This is a genomic window from Bacillus sp. CDB3 (genome assembly GCF_002081505.1).
GTDB classification, from domain to species: domain Bacteria; phylum Bacillota; class Bacilli; order Bacillales; family Bacillaceae_G; genus Bacillus_A; species Bacillus_A cereus_AT.
The window spans coordinates 116,937-135,337 of record NZ_ALBR01000068.1 but is presented as its reverse complement, the minus strand read 5'-3'; the positions used below and the strand labels follow the sequence as shown (position 1 = coordinate 135,337).

Sequence of the window (18,401 nt, the reverse complement as noted above, 5' to 3'; positions counted from 1 at the left end):
AACTCCAAAAGCGCGTCTCTCACTTGTAACGAGTGGTGGCGGCTTTTGGAGTTTTTTTATTGCATAAGAGGAGGAACAAACATGAAAGTATTACAAGAAAAGATTTTGAACGAAGGAAAGGTTTTATCTGGTGACGTATTAAAGGTAGATGCGTTTTTAAATCACCAAATTGATCCAGTACTTATGCAAGAAATCGGAAAAGAATTTGCTAAACGTTTTAAAGAAGATAATATTACAAAAATCGTGACGATTGAATCTTCAGGCATTGCACCAGCAGTTATGGCTGCATTAGAACTTGGTGTAAAAGTAGTTTTTGCAAGAAAGCGTAAATCGTTAACGTTACAAGATAATATGTACGTTGCAAACGTATATTCATTTACAAAACAAGAAACGAACGAGATTTCATTATCTCGAAATCATATCGATGAAAATGATCGTGTTTTAATTATCGATGACTTTTTAGCAAATGGTCAGGCTGCCCTAGGTTTAATGAGTTTAGTAGAACAAGCTGGAGCAAGTATTGCGGGAATTGGCATTGTTATTGAAAAAGCATTTCAAGATGGAGGAAAGAAGCTGCGTGAACAGGGTGTTCGTGTTGAATCACTAGCAGAAATTGCATCACTTGATAACGGCACAGTTACATTTGTACAGCAAGAAACTGCGGAGGTGAAATAAACGATGAAGCAACATCCATTTAAAATCGCATCGCTTGGTATGCAGCATATGCTTGCGATGTATGCGGGCGCAATTATCGTTCCGCTTATTGTGGGCGGTGGACTTGGTTTAAATCAAAAAGAGTTAACATATTTAGTCTCAATTGATTTATTAATGTGCGGCGTTGCGACAATTTTACAAGCATTATCAAATCGCTTTTTCGGTATTGGACTTCCCGTTGTACTTGGTTGTACATTTACAGCTGTTGGACCGATGATTGCAATTGGAAAACAATACGGTGTGTCTTCTATTTACGGAGCGATTATTGCTGCTGGATTATTCGTTGTTATTTTTGCAAAGCTATTCGGGAAACTTGTAAAACTTTTCCCACCTGTTGTAACAGGATCTGTTGTTACAGTAATTGGAGTTACACTTGTTCCAGCCGCTATTAATGATATGGCTGGAGGAGTAGGAAGCAAGGATTTCGGTAGTCTTGAGAACTTAGCGTTAGCATTTGGTGTATTATTATTTATCATCGTTATGTATCGTTTCTTTGATGGTTTTATTCGTTCAATTTCTATTTTACTAGGTCTATTGTTCGGTACAATCGTTGCGGCTTTTATGGGGAAAGTAAGTTTGCAAGCTGTTGGAGAGGCTGATTGGTTCCACGGTATTCAACCATTTTACTTCGGTACTCCAACATTTGAATTAACACCAATTATTACGATGATTCTCGTTGCTTGTGTAGGGATTGTAGAAGCAACAGGTGTATACTTTGCATTATCTGATATTTGTAATAAAAAGATTGGTGAAAAAGAATTAACAAAAGGGTATCGTGCAGAAGGATTAGCGATGGTATTAGGTGGTATTTTCAACGCATTCCCATATACAACATACTCTCAAAACGTAGGGCTTGTTCAATTAACTGGAGTAAGAAATCGCGTTATTATTTATACTTGCGGTGGTATGTTAATCGTTCTTGGATTTATTCCTAAAATTGCAGCCATTACAACAATTATTCCGAAATCAGTACTTGGCGGTGCGATGTTAGCAATGTTCGGTATGGTTATGGCATATGGTATTAAAATGTTAAGTAGTGTTGATTTTGGAAGACAGGAAAACTTATTGATTGTTGCATGTTCTGTCGGAATCGGGCTTGGGGTTACGGTCGTTCCTACATTATTCTCACAACTTCCGGAAAGCATTCGTATTTTAACAGATAACGGAATTGTTCTAGGAAGTGCATCAGCAGTACTTTTAAATATTGTATTCAATATGGTGCCGCAGCGTAAAGTGAAAGTAAAAGAAGAGCCTGTTTCGATGCAAAGTGCGGTAAGAGAAGCGTAAAAAAGCAAGGTCTCATTATGAGACCTTGCTTTTCAGAGTGTTGGGAAACCCTTTAGGGTTCCCAACACTCTGAAATCTTTTTGATTTTAGCAAATGAAAACAACATAAAATAATAGAATTTAGAAAAATAGCCCTCCACCAGACCCTTTTTGGTCAGATGGAGGGCTATTTTTTTCATATTTTGACAAGCTGAGGTGAGATAAGCCTGCATTTGGACAGACTTCAGCCCCCGAAACCGAGCATATCGATAGCCATGGAGTTCTTTGGCGTCCGCAAAGCTTCGCTCTATAGTTGAACAGCGTACTTTATACAACTTTTTCCCTGTAACTGTTAGCTTGTTTTTTCTAGCGATATCTTTATATTTCTCCCATACATGATGAGTGATAACTTTTTGTTTCTGTTTCTTTGAAAAGCACACCTCACGTAGCGGACAAACAGCGCAGTCTTCTGGATTCGATTTATATTGACGATATCCTTCGCGATCCGTTGTCGCATACTCTAAAATACATCCCATCGGACAAGCAAATGCATTCATTTCTTCTACATATTTAAATTGGCTTTTCGGTACTTCTTTATTTCGCTTTCCAAATCGGCGATACCCCATCACCATAAATATATTTCTTTCTGATAATTTCTTACAGATATAACCTGTAAAATAGCCTGCATCAAGAGCTACAGCTTCCACCTTAAATCCGAATTTATTAATTTGAGCTTGTAGACGTGCTAAATACGGCTCGGAATCTGCCATATTTCCAGCCGTTATATAGGTATCTGTAATGATATTGTACTTCGCATCAGTTGTACGATGATCTAAGAAATGAAAACCGTTCGGTTTTCCATCTCTCATTAAAAATCCACTATCTGGATCCGTAGTGCTTATACGAGTTTTTTTAGTAGGGGTATCACTTTCCTTTCTAGGTTTTAATTCTTTTTTCCGTGTACCTCACGATCTTCGATTACCGCAGCTTCTAGTTCATCTATATAAAACTTTGCCTTTTCTTTTTTATATTTATGTACAAATTTATTTTTATTAGCATTGGCCTTAATATGTGTAGAATCTGTCATCAGTGCACGTCCTCCCACCATCCGGTTCTCCGTCGCTTGCCTCACAATCTCATCAAAAATTTCTTCGAAAATATTTGTATGAATAAAACGGGTACGGCGATTCCAACTGATTGTAGAATGATCTGGAATAGTATCTGATAGAGAAAACCCTAAAAACCAACGGTAGGCGATATTCGTTTTAATCTCCTTTTCCAATTGACGCTCAGAACGAATACCATAAAAATATCCAATAAACATCATTTTGAATAAAACGATAGGATGGATTGACGGACGTCCATTGTTTTCACAGTAATAAGGGCGTAACTTCTCCTCAATAAAATCAAAACGAATTGTCGCTTCAATCGCACGAAGGAAATGATCTTGTGGAACTAACTCTTCTACAGAAACAGATACACGTTCATCGCGATGATTTTTTAAAGCACCCATCATAAGAAATCTCTCCTTTTCCTCTTTTTTATCAGTGTTGACACATAAAAAGAGGTTCAGACACAAAAACAGGCTGTGGAGAAGACTTTCTCCACAGCCTGAAAAGCAAGGTCTCATTATGAGACCTTGCTTTTCTTTTTAATCGGCATCATTTTCCCATACGTACCAAGGCGCCAAATATATTCAAGTGGCCCGTATTGGTAATGAGAAAGCCACCAGCGGCTAATAAAGATTTGTAACGTGTAGAAACTAATGCAAAATAGTGGTCCAACCCATAATGGAGCAAGATAATCATTTTTGAACAATAGCCCGAATACAAGTAATGTAACAATTGTATGCGAGATGTAATTTGTTAATGCCATTCGTCCAACGTATTGAAATGGGCGTAATAATGTTTGCCATTTTTCTTTTTGTAATAAACGCATTAGCGTGACAATGTAGAAGATGAATAATGTTTTTCCGCTTATCATCGTAATACCCATAAGTGAAAATGGTGTGTATGGTTGATTGTTCATAAAGAAGTAAATCATAATAAACCACATCGGTAATGTTAAAATGAACATAATGATTTGCCATTTTTTAAGCTTTGGATCTAATTCTTTAGCACGGCGGAAAATGTCTTTTTTACCGGCATATAATCCGAGTAAAAACAATCCTAGTGTTTCAGGAAGCATAATAAGACTGTTACTTATTGCTTCAGAATAGAAAGAATGGAATCTGTCTGTAATTTGTAAGCCCCAGTTTTCTACCGGCATAATGGCTGTGGAAAGGCCTAGTTCATCTACCGGCACTAATGACATGAGAAGAGAACCTAATAATGTGAACAATTGCATGAAACTTAATAGTACAATTGACCATATTAAAATAGTACGTGGCTTGCTCTTGTAAAATAAAAATAAGAAAAACCCGGTAATTGCATAAGTATGTAAAATGTCACCGTCCCATAAAAGAACGTAATGTAAGGAACCGAATAATAATAAAATAAGTAAGCGGCGAACAAACAAAGTTTTTGGGCGATCTGTTTTCGCCTCAGCACGATTCATAAAAATATAAAAACCTAATCCGAATAAAAACGAAAAGATTGTATAAAATTTCGTTTGAATAAACATATCGTAAAATAGGCGAATATAGCTGTCTATCCCTTCGTAAATCCCTGTAATATCACGTGAGTCAACCCCGGCGATAATTGGCCAGTTAACAAGAAAAATACCTAGTACAGCTATTCCTCTAATGATATCGATGGAGTGTATCCTCTCGCCTTGTGTAAGATTTTGTGTCATTTTTTTCCTCCTTGTTAAGTAATTCCCTTTTATTATACAAAATGTAAGATGGAGGGTATAGGGGATATTTCCAATTTTTTTAACTGTTAAGTTATGTAGGATGAGATATAATAAGAGTGCACAACAAGTTTTAAACTTCTTTAAAACAGGCAGTAAAGCTCCTTTTCCCGAAGGAGCTTTCTTTTTTAGAAATTTGTTGATAATGATTCTCTTTAATGATAAAATGTATTCAAAAGTGATAATCATTATCAAAAAAAGGTTGGTGTGTTAATATGGTGTATGCACTTGTTGCAGGAACGATTGCTATATATGTTGGTGTTACAAAGTATGTATTAAATGGAGTAGGAACAACAAAATGAATAATATTACATAAAATCCCTTTCATTTGTAAAAAGAATGAAAGGGATTTTTTTATTTTTAATGAGAATATGCTGAAAATTTAGTATGATAGTAAAGTGAAACTGTAATCATTGGGATACTCAGTCCTAAATGATTATTGTCACACAAATAGCGGGATAAAGTATATACATCGTGGATAAAGGGGAACAAGGGGATGACAAACATAGTACAGACAAACGGTATGAAAAAACTTGTTTGTTTTTATGAAGAGTGGCAAAAACATGGAGATGCAGAGAATAGTTTGAAGTTGTTTGAAGTGATTCAAAAATATAAACAAGAACAGCTTATGATAGCTTTTTGTGGTCATTTTTCGGCAGGAAAATCGACAATGATGAATCATCTATATAAAGCGCAATTACTACCGACAAGTCCAATTCCAACGAGTGCTAATGTCGTTAAAATTGAAAAAGGTTCTGATCGCGTTGTTGTTACGATTAAGTCTGGAGAACAGTATGAATATGACGGCGCATATTCAGCAGAAGAATTAAAACAAATATGTAAAGACGGTGATGAAGTAATTGGTGTTCATATTTATCGAAATGATGCACCAATTCCTGACGGAGTTATGTTAGTTGATACGCCAGGAATTGATTCTACAGATGATGCTCACCAATTAGCAACAGAATCAACACTGCATCTTGCAGATGTTATTTTTTACATGATGGATTATAACCATGTCCAATCAGAAGTAAACTTACAATTTGTTAAAGAATTGAAACAACGTAATAAAACGGTTTATCTTGTTGTAAACCAAATAGATAAACATAAAGAAAATGAACTATCTTTTGAGGAGTATAAAGAAAGTGTAAAACAATCTTTTGCTAACTGGGATATTGAAGTAGATGGTATTTTTTATACATCACTGCGAATGATGAATCATCCATACAATGAGATTCAAAGTTTAGAAGTACTAATCTCTTCTATCATGAAAGAAAAAGAGCAGTATGTAAGTAAGGGAATGGAGCGAGAAACAGAATATTTACTGCAAGAACATTTCTCATTTATTCTTTCTGAAAATGAAAAACAGCTTATAAAATATGAGGAAGAATTAGTCTCACCGCTGTTGATTTCAGAGATTGTTGAAAAGAAGGAAGAGTTAATTGAAAATAAAAATCGAGCATCGAGTAAAGAATCTGATGTAAGAAATGAATTTATTAAAGGTTTACAAGCTATATTAGATAACGCGTATTTAATGCCATTTGAAATGAGAGAATTGGCAAATGAGTATTTAGAAACGAAATTAACGAAATTTAAAGTTGGTTTGCTATTTGCGAAGGGAAAGACGGAGCAAGAAAAACAGAGACGTGTAGATGCTTTTCATTCCGCCCTTCAAAAGACTGTTGAAACACAACTTGATTTTCATGTGAAAGAATTCATTGTAACCTTCTTAAAAGAAGAGGGATTATTTACAGAGGAAATTGGGAAGGACATATATGCTCTAGAGATTGCTTTCGGGCCAGAATTATTGGCTGAAACAATTAAACAAGGGGCTGGCTTTACCGGGGATTACCTACTTCTATATACAGCTGATGTTGCAAATGAGTTGAAAAAAAGATACTTTATGAAATCTCAGCAAATCTTTGGGAAAAGTACGGGTACATTGCAGAAAAAAGCGAAGATAGAAGTTGCTCGTATTGAAGAAGAGATTGAAAAATACACGATGTTACAAACAGCAAAAGAAACGAAATTACAATACATTAAGGCGTATGAGGAATATGAGAGCTATTTAGGAGATGTTTGGAATGAACATATTTCTATACCAGATGGATTGCGAATAGACGAAATATTACAAAGTGAAAAACAAATTGTTAGTGAGAAGTTTACGCTACAAGAGCAAGAAATCGTAAATGATAACGAAATGGCTAGTGAAGAAGAAATTAAAGGGACGGCAGCTTTAAATATTCAGCGTATATTAGAAAAAGTGAAGAAAGCTGAAATAATATTAGATCCATTGCCTACACTGAAACATTTACAGCAAGAAGTAGTTGGAAAAAGACAGCGTGTAGAAACGAAGCAATTTACAGTAGCATTATTTGGAGCTTTTAGTGCTGGGAAATCATCATTTGCTAACGCATTGCTCGGTGAAAAGGTGCTTCCTGTATCACCAAACCCAACGACAGCAACGATTAATCAAATTTTGCCGGTTACAGAGGAAAAACCACACGGAACAGTGATTGTTCAGTTTAAATCAAAGCAAGCACTATTAGAAGATGTGAAAGCTGTTTATAAGCTGTTTCATTATGAGATTACTACGTTAGATGAAGCGTTAACGCAAATTGATAAAATTATGAAATATCCTTCACCGAGCGGGAAGCAAAAAACAACATTTAGCTTTTTACGAGCGGTACAAAAAGGATATGAGGCAGTTGCCGCTCATTTAGGGGAACAAGTACAAGTAACGTTAGAAGAATTCTCTGATTATGTAGCTAATGAAGAAAAATCATGCTTTGTTGAGTATATGGAGCTTTATTACGATTGTGCTTTAACAAGACAAGGAGTAGCTCTTGTAGATACACCAGGAGCTGATTCTATTAACGCCCGCCATACGGATGTTGCATTCCAGTATATTAAAAATGCGGATGCTATTTTATTCGTAACATACTATAATCATGTTTTCTCTCGTGCAGATCGTGAATTTTTAATTCAGCTCGGTCGTGTAAAGGATACGTTTGCGCTTGATAAAATGTTCTTCTTAATTAATGCGGCCGATTTAGCAGAGTCTGAAGAAGAACTTGAAATGGTAAAAGGTTATATTGCAGATCAGCTCTTGCAATATGGTATTAGAAATCCACGTTTATTTGCAATTTCAAGTTTATGTGCGCTTGAGGAAAAACAAGGGAAAAGTATTGACAAAGAAAAGTATGGCGTTTTACAAAACTCTGGGATTGCTAAGTTTGAAGAATCATTTACATCCTTTATGATGAGGGATTTAATGCTTGTATCTGTGCATGCTTTATATGGTGCATTGCAAGGAGCAAATCAGCTTCTAGTAAATATGATAAATGGCGCAAAGCAGGGGAATGATGAGAAAGCGAAGCAAACAAAAAAATATGAAGCAGAGCGTGATCAGCTACTTCATATTATTTCGTCATATAGTGTGCTGGCTGAAGAACAAGCAATGCAAAATGAAGTGAAAGAATTGCTTTATTACGTACAACAACGCTTATTCTTGCGCTATAACGATGTGTTTACTGAATTTATTAATCCAGCATCACTTCGAACAGAGGGGAATGTAAAAACGCAGTTGCAACAGTGTGTAATGGAATTAGTTTCATTTATTCAACATGATTTATTACAAGAAATGCGTGCGACATCATTACGCCTTGAAAGATGGATAGATGAAGCGATGAAGCGTGCAAAGGATGAAATTGTTGTGAACTGCAAAGGAGAAAATGAATCGATTTCTCTGGGCGGAACAGTAGATTATGAATATAAAGTTATTACACATAAAGAGCCATTTCCTTCAATAGAAATAAAAGATTTCAAAAAGGCACTAGCGCATTTTAAAAATGAGAAAAGCTTTTTTGAAAAAAATGATAAAGCTTTTATGCAAGAAGACGCTAAAGGAGTACTAGAACCTTTCGTATCAAACTATGTAGCTGATGAAGAAGATTTATTCGTTCATCATTATAAGCAAGAGTGGGATACAAAATGGGATTTATTCCAAAAAGTGATGCAGCAAGATGTTGAGAAATATTATGAAAGTATATTATTTGCTTTAGCTGAAACAATTGATGTGACACTATATGAGCAAAGTAAAGAAGAGCTTCAAAAGCAGTTAATAGAAATAGAAAAAGAAATTTATGTTATATAGTCGCTATGAAAAAAAGATTCGTTCAATTTTCTTTTGTAATACAGTATCTAAAGATTTTACGAACCCTGCGAATTCATCAGTAGAAATCATATGAGTAAGAACTAAGCGTCTGCCGTCTGGTGTTTCACCGCATAAGACGAATGAAGAAAACTCATATGTTTTGTTTTCGACTACTAATTTTGGATAGGAATATGTGTCGCTCTTCTTTTTCTTTCCATCAATGGAGATGACGTTGCATTTTTTCTCATTGTTGTCCATGGTGAATCCCTCCTTTCTATTACTTATGGTAGACAAGGAGGGTTTAGAACAATGGAGAAGGGGGAATTTTTATGGATGTTGTATTAGATCGTGTTTCTAAAGATAATGTGCCAAAGTCTTTACTCTTGCTTGCTGATCCAAGCGAGCGGCAAATGGCTACATATATACAGAGAGGAATGGTATATGTAGCTAAAGTAGAGGGGAAAGTGGTTGGTGTATATGTGTTGTTGGAAACAAGACCAAAGACGATGGGAATTATGAATATTGCGGTTGTAGAACATATGCAAGGGAGAGGTATTGGTAAGAAAATGTTGCTGCATGCGATAGAAACAGCTAAAGGATATGGCATGTACAAGATTGAAATTGGGACAGGTAATTCTAGCGTTTCACAACTTGCGTTATATCAAAAATGTGGATTTCGTATTTTTTCTATTGATTTTGATTACTTTTCGAAGCATTATGAAGAAGAGATTATTGAAAATGGAATTGTATGCCGTGATATGATTCGGCTTGCAATGGAATTGAATAAGAAAGTATAACTTATTTAGGGGGAAGAGAAGATGGAAGTACATAAAGCAATTACAGCACATTCTCGTAAACAAAATGAAAGTGTAAAAGCATGTTTACAATTAGATGCGCAGCGTGAAGCAGCTATTGAAGTAGCCGTATCTCTTGCGTCAAATGGGAAAGAATTTTCGGTTGATGTCATTAATGTTGTAACAAAGCAAATTAATGATCTTGCAAAAAATGGTGTTACACTACAGCGTAAATATGTTACAGAAGAAATGGTTATGGAGTATGTAAGTCGTTTGCAAGAGAAAGAAGGTCGTTAAAGATGATAGTTACAGTCGAATGGTTACGTGAGCATATAGAAGATGAGAACGTCCGTATAATCGATTGTCGTTTTGATTTAGCGAATCCTAATTGGGGTAGAGAAAAGTATGAGGAAGAACATATTCTTCATGCGTTATATTTTGATTTAAATTTAGATCTATCAAGTCCTGTAACAGAACATGGTGGTCGCCATCCGTTGCCAAATATTGAGGAGTTTGCAGACAAGCTTTCGCAAGCTGGTATTGATGAACATACGATAGTAATTGCATATGACAGTCAAGCGGGTGCAAATGCTTCTCGTTTATGGTGGTTATTAAACTATGTAGGACATGAGAAAGTATATATATTAGATGGCGGATTTCCAGCTTGGCAAGAGAAGAGACTACCGGTAACAAAGGAAATTCCTATTGTTACCCGAAAAACATTCAAAGCGAGCATACAAGATCATATGCTTGTAACGATGGAAACGGTCAGAGAGAATATCCTTGCAGGTGCAGATGTTACGTTAATTGATTCTAGAGAGCCAAAACGTTATGCTGGTGTAGAGGAACTTGTTGATCCAAAGGCAGGCCATATTCCGACAGCAGTAAACTATTTTTGGAAAGATGGAATTTTAGAATCAGGACGTTTTAAAAACAACGAGGAACAGCAAGGACGTTTCCAAAATCTCGATAAAGAGAAGGAAACAATTGTATATTGTGGTTCTGGCGTTACAGCGTGTCCAAACATAGTTGCATTAAAATTAGCTGGTTTTCAAAATGTTAAATTGTATGCAGGTAGCTGGAGTGATTGGATTTCTTATCCAGAAAATCAAATTGTAAAAGAAGAAGATTAATCACTTGCATGCAAAAATAATTTGTATTAAAATAAGGTCACAAGCAAGAGATTGCTTCAAAAATAATATATTTTACACATTGGAAACAATGTGATAATATAACGACAAGTGAATAATACATCCTGCGGTGTACGTAACTTATTTATGTCTAAAACCGATGTTAGTTATACGGAAGCTCAATATTTAGCGACCATCATCAAGCCTTCCTTGTGGAGGAAGATGTACGGTAACTGTGAGGGCATCCACCTGCGAGTAGCGGGTTTTTGGACATTTACGAGGAGCGGCACGTGCGGGGGTCTTATTTCAACTAACATTATATAAAATTCCTACGGTGTACGTAGCTTGTGTATGTCTTAAACCAATAAGTATAATACGGAAGTTCAATATTTAAATGTAGATAGCAGGCCATCTTTTTAAGAAGGAAGTTACAAACATTTGTGAGAACATCCACCTGTGAGAGCAGGTTTATGGACATCTATAGATAACGGCATATGTGGGGCTATATAAAAACCTTACGTTTTATACGTAAGGTTTTTTTGTTGAATAAATATGTTCATATTATCTCGATTCACCTGTGAAATTCCCATAATAAATATAGCACTTGCGGTCTTCATCAATTTCTCTTGAATCTAGGGTGAATTCTAAATGCATTCCATCCCGTTGAATATATATAATATCTGAATGGAGTGACGGTAAGATTTCCTCGTAATTCCACACATCTTTACTTTCTATTATAATAGAATTCGTTTCCTTTAGTTCTCTAATTTCAAAACCTATGTGGGAGTATGTAGGATCTGAAGGGTCATTGGAAAACGCTTCTTTTTGAACATATATAACTGCTGTTCCGTCTGGATCTACTGAAGTGGCAGTAACAATATACGTATTGCTATCTTTTATAAAATATTCACAAGTCATTCGTGCGACGATTTCAGAGATAGAAATGTTTGTGTAGTTCCATAAAGCAGGAAATAGCTTAGTTTCATCATTGAGTCGATATTCTAATCTCATTTTATCCCTCTTCTTCCTTTTTCTTCTACTTTATCATAGCTTCTTATATAATAGAAATATAATTTATAAAGGGGAGTGCAAAGGTGACAAAAACAAAATGGCTAGTAGGCGGTGTCTTAACGTCTCTAATGACAGGCACTTTATTTGGCTGCACGCAAGATATTCCCCCTGAACCGAATGATAATAGTTGTTCTGATTGGGATTGGGATGATGAACTGGGTGTATGGCAGTGTGAAGATAGTAGTTCTGGTTATAGAGGACATTACTTTTATGGTGGTAAATACTATCAAAATAAATCCACTTTCAAAAATTCATCAGAGTTTAAATCTTATCAATCTTCGTCAGAATTTAAAGGTGGAATTGGAAGCGGTTCAAAGGGTGGATTTGGAGGCTAAAATATGTCGCAATACATAAAGAGACGAAAAGAATTTTATTCGAATTATCCAAATTTCTGGTCGGATTTATATGAAAGTGAGTATAGTTTGTTTCATGTTTTTCCAATAACAGAGCAAATTATGAAACAGTTGCAAGTAGCGACTGAACGAATGGGGGAAATATTTTTTAAGACTGCTAGAATTCTTCGGAGTTTATCTGACGAGCAGCTGCTAGAATTTGGTTTTCCACCTACAAGCTTGCCTTTTATTAGGTTGAAAGGACTGTATCCTGAATCTGTTATTTCACGATTTGATTTTGCCTTAACAGATGATAATTGTATTAAAATGCTTGAGTTTAATAGTGATACACCAACTTTTATTGTAGAATGCTTTCAAATGAATGGGAAAGTTTGTGAAGAACTAGGCTATGATAACCCAAATGTAAATGACGAGCGTTTACTGTCTTCTGGTATTACAAAGGCTGTAATGGAAGCAACAAAAGGGATAGAGACTCCAAATGTCGTTTTTACATCTCATCATGAACATATAGAAGATTGGAATACGACTATGTATTTGAGTCAGTTATGTCAAGTTGAAAATAAAGTGATGCCGATGTCGGAGCTTAGAATTACTGATGATGCTTTAGTAGATGGAGATGGTGTACGAATCGATGTTTTGTATCGTCAAACATATCCGATTGAAGATTTGATTGAAGATCAAGATCCGGAAACAGGGGATTTGGTAGGAGTGGAACTTTTGCAACTTGTGAAAGAAGGAAAGCTTTTTATTATAAATCCTATATCGGCTTTTTTACTTCAACCTAAATCAATTCAATGTCTTATTTGGGGATTAGCAGAAGAAGGTGCTTTTTACACAAGTGAGGAACAACAGTGGATTAAAGAATACATGTTACCTACATATTTAGAGCCGGATTTATTTTTGGAAAAGAATTCTTTCGTTCAAAAACCTTCGTTTGGTAGGGAAGGGGATACGATTACGATTCGTGATAAAGACGCAAGTATTATAATTCGAAATGTGCATGAAACATATAAAACGTCACTACCGATATTTCAAGAATATACAGAGCTTCCAGTAGTTGTTCTGGAAACTGAAAAAGGGATTGAAGAGCTCTCATATGTATTTGGGGCGTTTTTAATTGCTGGAAAAGCGAGTGGTATCGGTATACGTGCTGGAGGAAAAATTACAGGGAATGAATCGTATTATTTACCGGTAGGTATTAAGAAGGGGGAAAATAAATGATTAATTTTTTACTATATTTAGGAGTATCACTTGCACTGTTATCTATCGGCCTTTTTCTTATGGAAGTAACAACGAAAGTGAAAGAGTTCAAGTTAATGGCTCAAGGAAACAAAGCGGTAAGCTATGTACTTGGAGGAAAAGTACTTGGGCTAGCTATCGTTTTATATTCAACAGCTGCTAATTCTATTTCACTTTTGGATATGGTTTCGTGGGGAGCAGTTGGGATATTAGCACAGATTGTTGTATTTTATTTAGCAGAATGGCTTACACCACGTTTTAACATTAATAAAAGCCTCGAAGAAGATAATCAAGCAGTCGGTCTATTCCTTATGTTTTTATCACTTTCAATCGGAGTTGTAATTGCTGGTTGTGTAACATATTAAAACCCTTACGTTTTAACGTAAGGATTTTATTTTTTATGTGCTAATTTTTTGCAATATATGTTCAAGTAATTTATCCCGCTATTTGTGGGCAGTAAAACTTCTATTTCAAAATTCAGCTGGAGCAAAGAAGTTAGTTGGGAGATTAACTGCCCGTAAAAGCCCGACTGGAGAGGGCTAATAATCAGTGGGGGATGAACAAAACCCCCACTGATTAAAGTTTCACTTTATGTAGTTGAATGCGTATTAGTGTACTCTACAAGAGGTAGTTGTTGTAATAAGGAAAAGTTTCCATACAAAGTGTTGACATCTATTTTAAATAAGAGTAACATTTTCTATGTAATGAAAATAAGTCTCTGTTAGGTGAGGCTCCTGTATAGAGAAATGCTACTGCCCAAAAATGTCGAGAGACGCCAATGGGTCAACAGGAATGATCGAATTAAGGTTTTTCTTAACGTAGCTGGTAATGAACCTATGCTATACAGTGCTAAAACTCGGTGAGGGAGAGGTCCGTAGATTTCTAATTATATTAGGAATCGTTTATTTGTGTATGCAAAGACCTTTGCTCTCTTATGAGTAAAGGTCTTTTTTGTTACAAAGCTATGAGTAATTTCATAGTATAGATTATAACTAAAAAATAAATGAGGAGGTGAGGAGCATGTCAAATTCTGACTCGGTTCCGTTACCCATATGCTTCAAATCAAAAATATATGATGTAGGCAGGAAACGACTTGTTCCTCCCTTTATATTTATCATAATGTAGCGTTTATTTGAGTATTCCAGCGCTAGACACTTTCACGCTAAAGTGGATAAATTGAGAAACAAAGCGTTTCTTCCTATGTTATAAAGGAGGAGACGATAATATGTTATATGCAAACAAAACTGTGGGTAACACGTCATATAAACTAAGTAAAAAATCAGTAAAAGAACAAATAATGCTCCAAAAAAATAAAGATTTATTAATTGAAATTGCAACGAGAGATGTAAAATCTGTATTTGCGTATTTTAAAACAACAAGAGACGGACTATCTGTGAAAGAAGCACAAAAACGAATTCAAGTATACGGCCGAAATGAATTAATTTCAAAAAGAGCGCGTATTGCGGAAGTGATGATAAAGCTAAGTGAAATGATTCCAGGTCTTTCAAAACAAAATGCACGTGATGAATTACAATGTGAAACAGTTACTGTTTCTAGAGTAGAAGCATCTAGCCTAACAGGGCTAAACAATGAATTGAAAATGATGAAGCTACCAGTACAAGAGCTTGTACCTGGGGATATGATTTTTCTTTCAGAGGGCGATACAGTACCAGCAGATGTACGTATTATTTATGCAAATGATTTATTAGTGAATGAATCTATGCTGACAGGAAACGATGCTAGTATTGAGAAATTTGAAAGCTGCTATCATCTAGAACGTAAACGATTTATTCCATTAAAACGGATGAAAGACTATAATCCACTTGAACTTGAGAATGTATGTTTCAAAGGTACGTATATTGTTGGTGGAACTGCAAAAGCTGTAGTTGTTTCGACAGGTAAAAATACGTATTCAGGAATACTTCATACTTGTTGTGGTAGAACGTCTTAATTTGTTAATGATGCTAAATATAAAAAAACAATGTATAATAGACAAAGTTGAACAAAAACGTAGAATGGTAATCTATATATAACCTTACGTGATAACGTGAGGTTATTATTTTTTGTTAGTAGGAGAGGTATTATGAAAAAAGTATTATTAGTTGATGGTATGGCACTATTATTTCGTGCTTTTTACGCAACAAGTGTCTACGGACAATTTATGAAGAGACAAGATGGTACCCCAACGAATGGGATTCATGGTTATATGAAGCATTTATTAACGGCAACACAAGCAATTGAGCCAACACACATTGTAACGTGCTGGGATATGGGAAGTACGACATTTAGAACAGAATCGTTCTCGAATTATAAAGCAAATCGTGCAGCACCGCCGGAAGAATTAATTCCACAATTTGATTTAGTGCAAGAAATGACTGCGAAATTATCTATTCCAGTCATCGGTATGAAAGGTTATGAAGCGGATGATTGTATCGGTACACTTGCAAAACAATATTGTAACGAAGCGGAAGTTCATATTTTAACTGGAGATACAGATCTACTTCAACTTGTTGATACGAATGTTACAGTTATGCTTCTTCGTAAAGGAATTGGAAATTACGAGTATTACACACCAGAGAAAATCATGGAAGAGAAAGGTGTAGAACCTTGGCAAATTGTTCATGCGAAAGCTTTCATGGGAGATACAAGTGATAATTATCCGGGTGTAAAAGGTATTGGTGAAAAAACAGCGTATAAGCTTATTCAAGAACACGGAACAGTATCAGCTGTACTAGAAAATATAGCATCATTAACAAAAGCACAGCGCACAAAAATTGAAAGTGATTTAGAGAACTTAAATATCTCTTTACAGTTAGCGCAAATTCATTGTGAAGTTCCAATTTCATGTTCACTAGAAGAAGGGTTACACACAATGGATGAAGAAAAACTTAGATTCGTTTGTGAAGAAATGAATTGGGGAAGACCTGAAATATTAATAAATATGTTGTAAGAAGTTGAAAGATCGATTAAATAATTTTTAATCGGTCTTTCTTTTTTGTTCACAAAGTTGTCAGAAAATAAACGGAACTTTCATATGAAGTTCAAATAGATTTCACAACAATCAATTATTATAAGAACACACAGATAATTCCTTATCTTTTATATAAACCATCCCCCAAGGAGGAAAATGAAAATGCGAAAAAAAGTGAGAAAATCCTTTAAACAATTATTAATTGAAAATAAACAATCACTATTAAATAATAAAGAGAATATGAAAGAGATTGAAGAACGAATTGAGAAACGACATGTAGCATATAGTGGATCAAATAATTAAGTAAAAATTCATCTAAACACCCCTTCACTTTGTGGAGGGGTGTTATAGTGAAAAGGGTAGGGGGAATAAAGAGGGGGGGAGACACTGTGTGAATGTAGTGAAGAGGCTTGGAGAAAATAATATACCGTGTCTTATTAGTCTATCGGAAAGGATAGGTTGGGATTATAACGCAGAAGAAATTGAAACAATTTTTAATTCAGGTATTGTATACGGTATATGGAATGAGAGAAAAGAGCTTATTGCAAGTGCGGCAATTATATTATACGGCGAGACATTGGCATCTGTCGGAATGGTTATGGTACATCCAGATTATAAAGGAAGAGGAATTGGTAAAAGTATAACAGATTCATGTATTAAGAGCGTATCAGCTCATACTCTAATTATGCTTATTGCTACGGATGAGGGAAAGCCTTTATATGAAAAATTAGGATTCAGAGCTGTAAGCTATGTTTCTAAATACATATGTAACTCATATAGTGCGAATTATAAATGTGTAGGAAATGAAGGTCATATCATGAATTATAAAGAGTTTGATTTACAAAAAATAATAAAAATAGATGAAGGTGCATTTGGAACAAGTCGAAAAGAGTTTTTAAAGAAGAGAATTATGCAAAGTGAACAGTGTATCCTTATAAAGGATACAAAACAAAATGTATTAGGCTATGGTATGAGTATACAAACGCCAGAAAATAAAATAATAGGACCAGTCGTTGCTAAAAATGATACGATGGCAATGGAAATTGTTCATTATTTAGCAAGAGAGCATAATGGTAAATTAAGAATTGATGTACCAGAAGGAAAGAAAGGTTTCATGAAAGAATTAGAGACTACTGGTTTCCAAAAGGTTAATAAACCACCAATTATGATAAAAAATCGTGATCAATTATTAAAAAGGAATAATGAGCTATATAGCATTGCAGCTCAAATTTTTGGATGAAAAAGAATCCTTGTAAAGTAAAGGATTCTTTTTTGTGGTTAACCTATTCACGATATTGGTCATGAGTTGGTTGAAAGAGATCTTCCTCGATATCTCTCACCATAGAAAAATGATCAACATTATAATGACCGTGTAGAGTTTTATTATGATGACCAATAATTTGCTCCGCAGACAATACGTCAGAATCAGTTGTGGAATGACCATTTTTAATTAATGTAACGTCAAATCCTTGTACAGTAGCTGTTCTAACTGCGGTGTCAATGCAATGTTCTGTTTTACATCCACCTATAACAATATGATTAATTTTTTCTTCTTTTAAAAGTTCAAGTAAAGAAGTGCCATAGAATGAGTTTGTTGCTGCTTTATTAATAAGGATTGCAGACTGAGGTACTTTAATTTGATTATGTACTTCAAATCCTACACCACTACCAGAAGCAACATCGATATCTCTTACGAAAACAATAAGGGCATTTGAATCTATTGCTTTTTGTACAGCTGTATTTAGTGTAGATAATAGCACGGTTTTACGAAAAACTTCATTTTCTTGTTCATTTCCATCAATTAATTCTTGCTGAGCATCGATAATTAATAGTGCTTGTTTCATTCGATATCCCCTTT

General features: G+C 35.1%; 18 protein-coding genes, 2 other RNA genes and 1 riboswitch. Of the genes, 15 read left to right on the top strand and 5 right to left on the bottom strand.

All coding sequences use genetic code 11. The features are described 5' to 3' along the window. The first annotated feature begins 81 nt into the window (after positions 1 to 81). Both CDB3_RS16430 and pbuX read left to right on the top strand, forming a co-directional pair. Positions 82 to 675, top strand: a complete 594-nt coding sequence (locus CDB3_RS16430) for a xanthine phosphoribosyltransferase (protein ID WP_097831691.1) — start codon at positions 82 to 84, stop codon at positions 673 to 675. Positions 676 to 678: 3 nt separating this feature from the next. After that, on the top strand, positions 679 to 2,001 hold the full coding sequence (pbuX, locus tag CDB3_RS16425; protein ID WP_128855255.1) for a xanthine permease PbuX: 1,323 nt from the start codon (positions 679 to 681) through the stop codon (positions 1,999 to 2,001). Between the two features lie 52 nt (positions 2,002 to 2,053). On the opposite strand, the gene CDB3_RS16420 is transcribed toward pbuX, so the two are convergent. After that, positions 2,054 to 3,495, bottom strand: a protein-coding gene (locus CDB3_RS16420) for an IS1182 family transposase (RefSeq protein WP_372708522.1) whose coding sequence is annotated in 2 segments (ribosomal slippage) — positions 2,054 to 2,934 and positions 2,934 to 3,495 — 1,443 coding nt in all. Because the reading frame shifts where the segments join, the coding sequence is not laid out codon by codon here. Between the two features lie 113 nt (positions 3,496 to 3,608). Further along, complete coding sequence (locus tag CDB3_RS16415) at positions 3,609 to 4,772, bottom strand: DUF418 domain-containing protein (protein WP_128855254.1); 1,164 nt, start codon at positions 4,770 to 4,772, stop codon at positions 3,609 to 3,611. Between the two features lie 553 nt (positions 4,773 to 5,325). On the opposite strand from CDB3_RS16415, the gene CDB3_RS16410 reads away from it, so the two are divergent. After that, entirely contained in the window at positions 5,326 to 8,985 is a 3,660-nt protein-coding gene (locus CDB3_RS16410; RefSeq protein WP_128855253.1) for a dynamin family protein, read from the top strand. A 3-nt stretch (positions 8,986 to 8,988) separates the two neighbouring features. Here CDB3_RS16410 and CDB3_RS16405 read toward each other — a convergent pair whose 3' ends face one another. Further along, on the bottom strand, positions 8,989 to 9,243 hold the full coding sequence (locus CDB3_RS16405; RefSeq protein ID WP_000369740.1) for a DUF3931 domain-containing protein: 255 nt from the start codon (positions 9,241 to 9,243) through the stop codon (positions 8,989 to 8,991). Positions 9,244 to 9,314: 71 nt separating this feature from the next. On the opposite strand from CDB3_RS16405, the gene CDB3_RS16400 reads away from it, so the two are divergent. The 5 genes from CDB3_RS16400 to ssrS (CDB3_RS16380) all read left to right on the top strand — a co-directional run bounded on the left by CDB3_RS16400 (position 9,315) and on the right by ssrS (CDB3_RS16380) (position 11,416). Then, a complete protein-coding gene (locus tag CDB3_RS16400) occupies positions 9,315 to 9,782 on the top strand; it encodes a GNAT family N-acetyltransferase (RefSeq protein ID WP_128855252.1) in 468 nt (155 codons plus the stop codon). Between the two features lie 21 nt (positions 9,783 to 9,803). Beyond that, positions 9,804 to 10,076 (top strand): YpbS family protein, encoded by a 273-nt coding sequence (locus CDB3_RS16395; protein WP_087950312.1) that lies wholly within the window; start codon positions 9,804 to 9,806, stop codon positions 10,074 to 10,076. A gap of 2 nt (positions 10,077 to 10,078) precedes the next feature. After that, the gene (locus CDB3_RS16390; protein ID WP_128855251.1) at positions 10,079 to 10,912 is read left to right on the top strand and encodes a sulfurtransferase; all 834 of its coding nucleotides are present in this window, start codon (positions 10,079 to 10,081) and stop codon (positions 10,910 to 10,912) included. A 116-nt stretch (positions 10,913 to 11,028) separates the two neighbouring features. Then, positions 11,029 to 11,211, top strand: a non-coding RNA gene (ssrS, locus tag CDB3_RS16385) — 6S RNA. 21 nt (positions 11,212 to 11,232) lie between these two features. Beyond that, positions 11,233 to 11,416, top strand: a non-coding RNA gene (gene ssrS, locus CDB3_RS16380) — 6S RNA. Positions 11,417 to 11,470: 54 nt separating this feature from the next. Here the strand turns inward: ssrS (CDB3_RS16380) and CDB3_RS16375 are convergent. Further along, the gene (locus tag CDB3_RS16375; protein WP_128855250.1) at positions 11,471 to 11,920 is read right to left on the bottom strand and encodes a hypothetical protein; all 450 of its coding nucleotides are present in this window, start codon (positions 11,918 to 11,920) and stop codon (positions 11,471 to 11,473) included. Between the two features lie 83 nt (positions 11,921 to 12,003). On the opposite strand from CDB3_RS16375, the gene CDB3_RS16370 reads away from it, so the two are divergent. The 7 genes from CDB3_RS16370 (at position 12,004) to CDB3_RS16340 (ending at position 17,783) form a co-directional block, all read left to right on the top strand. Next, positions 12,004 to 12,315 (top strand): hypothetical protein, encoded by a 312-nt coding sequence (locus CDB3_RS16370; RefSeq protein WP_128855249.1) that lies wholly within the window; start codon positions 12,004 to 12,006, stop codon positions 12,313 to 12,315. 3 nt (positions 12,316 to 12,318) lie between these two features. Next, positions 12,319 to 13,554, top strand: coding sequence for a glutathionylspermidine synthase family protein (locus tag CDB3_RS16365; protein WP_128855248.1), 1,236 nt, complete (start codon positions 12,319 to 12,321; stop codon positions 13,552 to 13,554). Then, positions 13,551 to 13,937 (top strand): DUF350 domain-containing protein, encoded by a 387-nt coding sequence (locus CDB3_RS16360; RefSeq protein WP_128855247.1) that lies wholly within the window; start codon positions 13,551 to 13,553, stop codon positions 13,935 to 13,937. Before CDB3_RS16365 ends, CDB3_RS16360 begins: the two co-directional genes overlap by 4 nt. A 345-nt stretch (positions 13,938 to 14,282) precedes the next feature. Further along, a riboswitch (M-box (ykoK) riboswitch) is annotated at positions 14,283 to 14,448 on the top strand. A gap of 349 nt (positions 14,449 to 14,797) precedes the next feature. Continuing rightward, positions 14,798 to 15,523, top strand: a complete 726-nt coding sequence (locus tag CDB3_RS16355) for a P-type ATPase actuator domain-containing protein (protein WP_128855246.1) — start codon at positions 14,798 to 14,800, stop codon at positions 15,521 to 15,523. A 132-nt stretch (positions 15,524 to 15,655) separates the two neighbouring features. Beyond that, the gene (locus CDB3_RS16350) at positions 15,656 to 16,522 is read left to right on the top strand and encodes a 5'-3' exonuclease (RefSeq protein ID WP_128855245.1); all 867 of its coding nucleotides are present in this window, start codon (positions 15,656 to 15,658) and stop codon (positions 16,520 to 16,522) included. A gap of 183 nt (positions 16,523 to 16,705) precedes the next feature. Then, a complete protein-coding gene (locus CDB3_RS16345; protein WP_071723192.1) occupies positions 16,706 to 16,846 on the top strand; it encodes an FbpB family small basic protein in 141 nt (46 codons plus the stop codon). An 88-nt stretch (positions 16,847 to 16,934) separates the two neighbouring features. Beyond that, positions 16,935 to 17,783, top strand: coding sequence for a GNAT family N-acetyltransferase (locus CDB3_RS16340; protein WP_128855244.1), 849 nt, complete (start codon positions 16,935 to 16,937; stop codon positions 17,781 to 17,783). Between the two features lie 43 nt (positions 17,784 to 17,826). Here CDB3_RS16340 and CDB3_RS16335 read toward each other — a convergent pair whose 3' ends face one another. Next, positions 17,827 to 18,387: an isochorismatase family protein gene (locus CDB3_RS16335; protein WP_128855243.1), complete on the bottom strand. Its 561-nt coding sequence runs from the start codon at positions 18,385 to 18,387 to the stop codon at positions 17,827 to 17,829. Between the last annotated feature and the right edge of the window lie 14 nt (positions 18,388 to 18,401).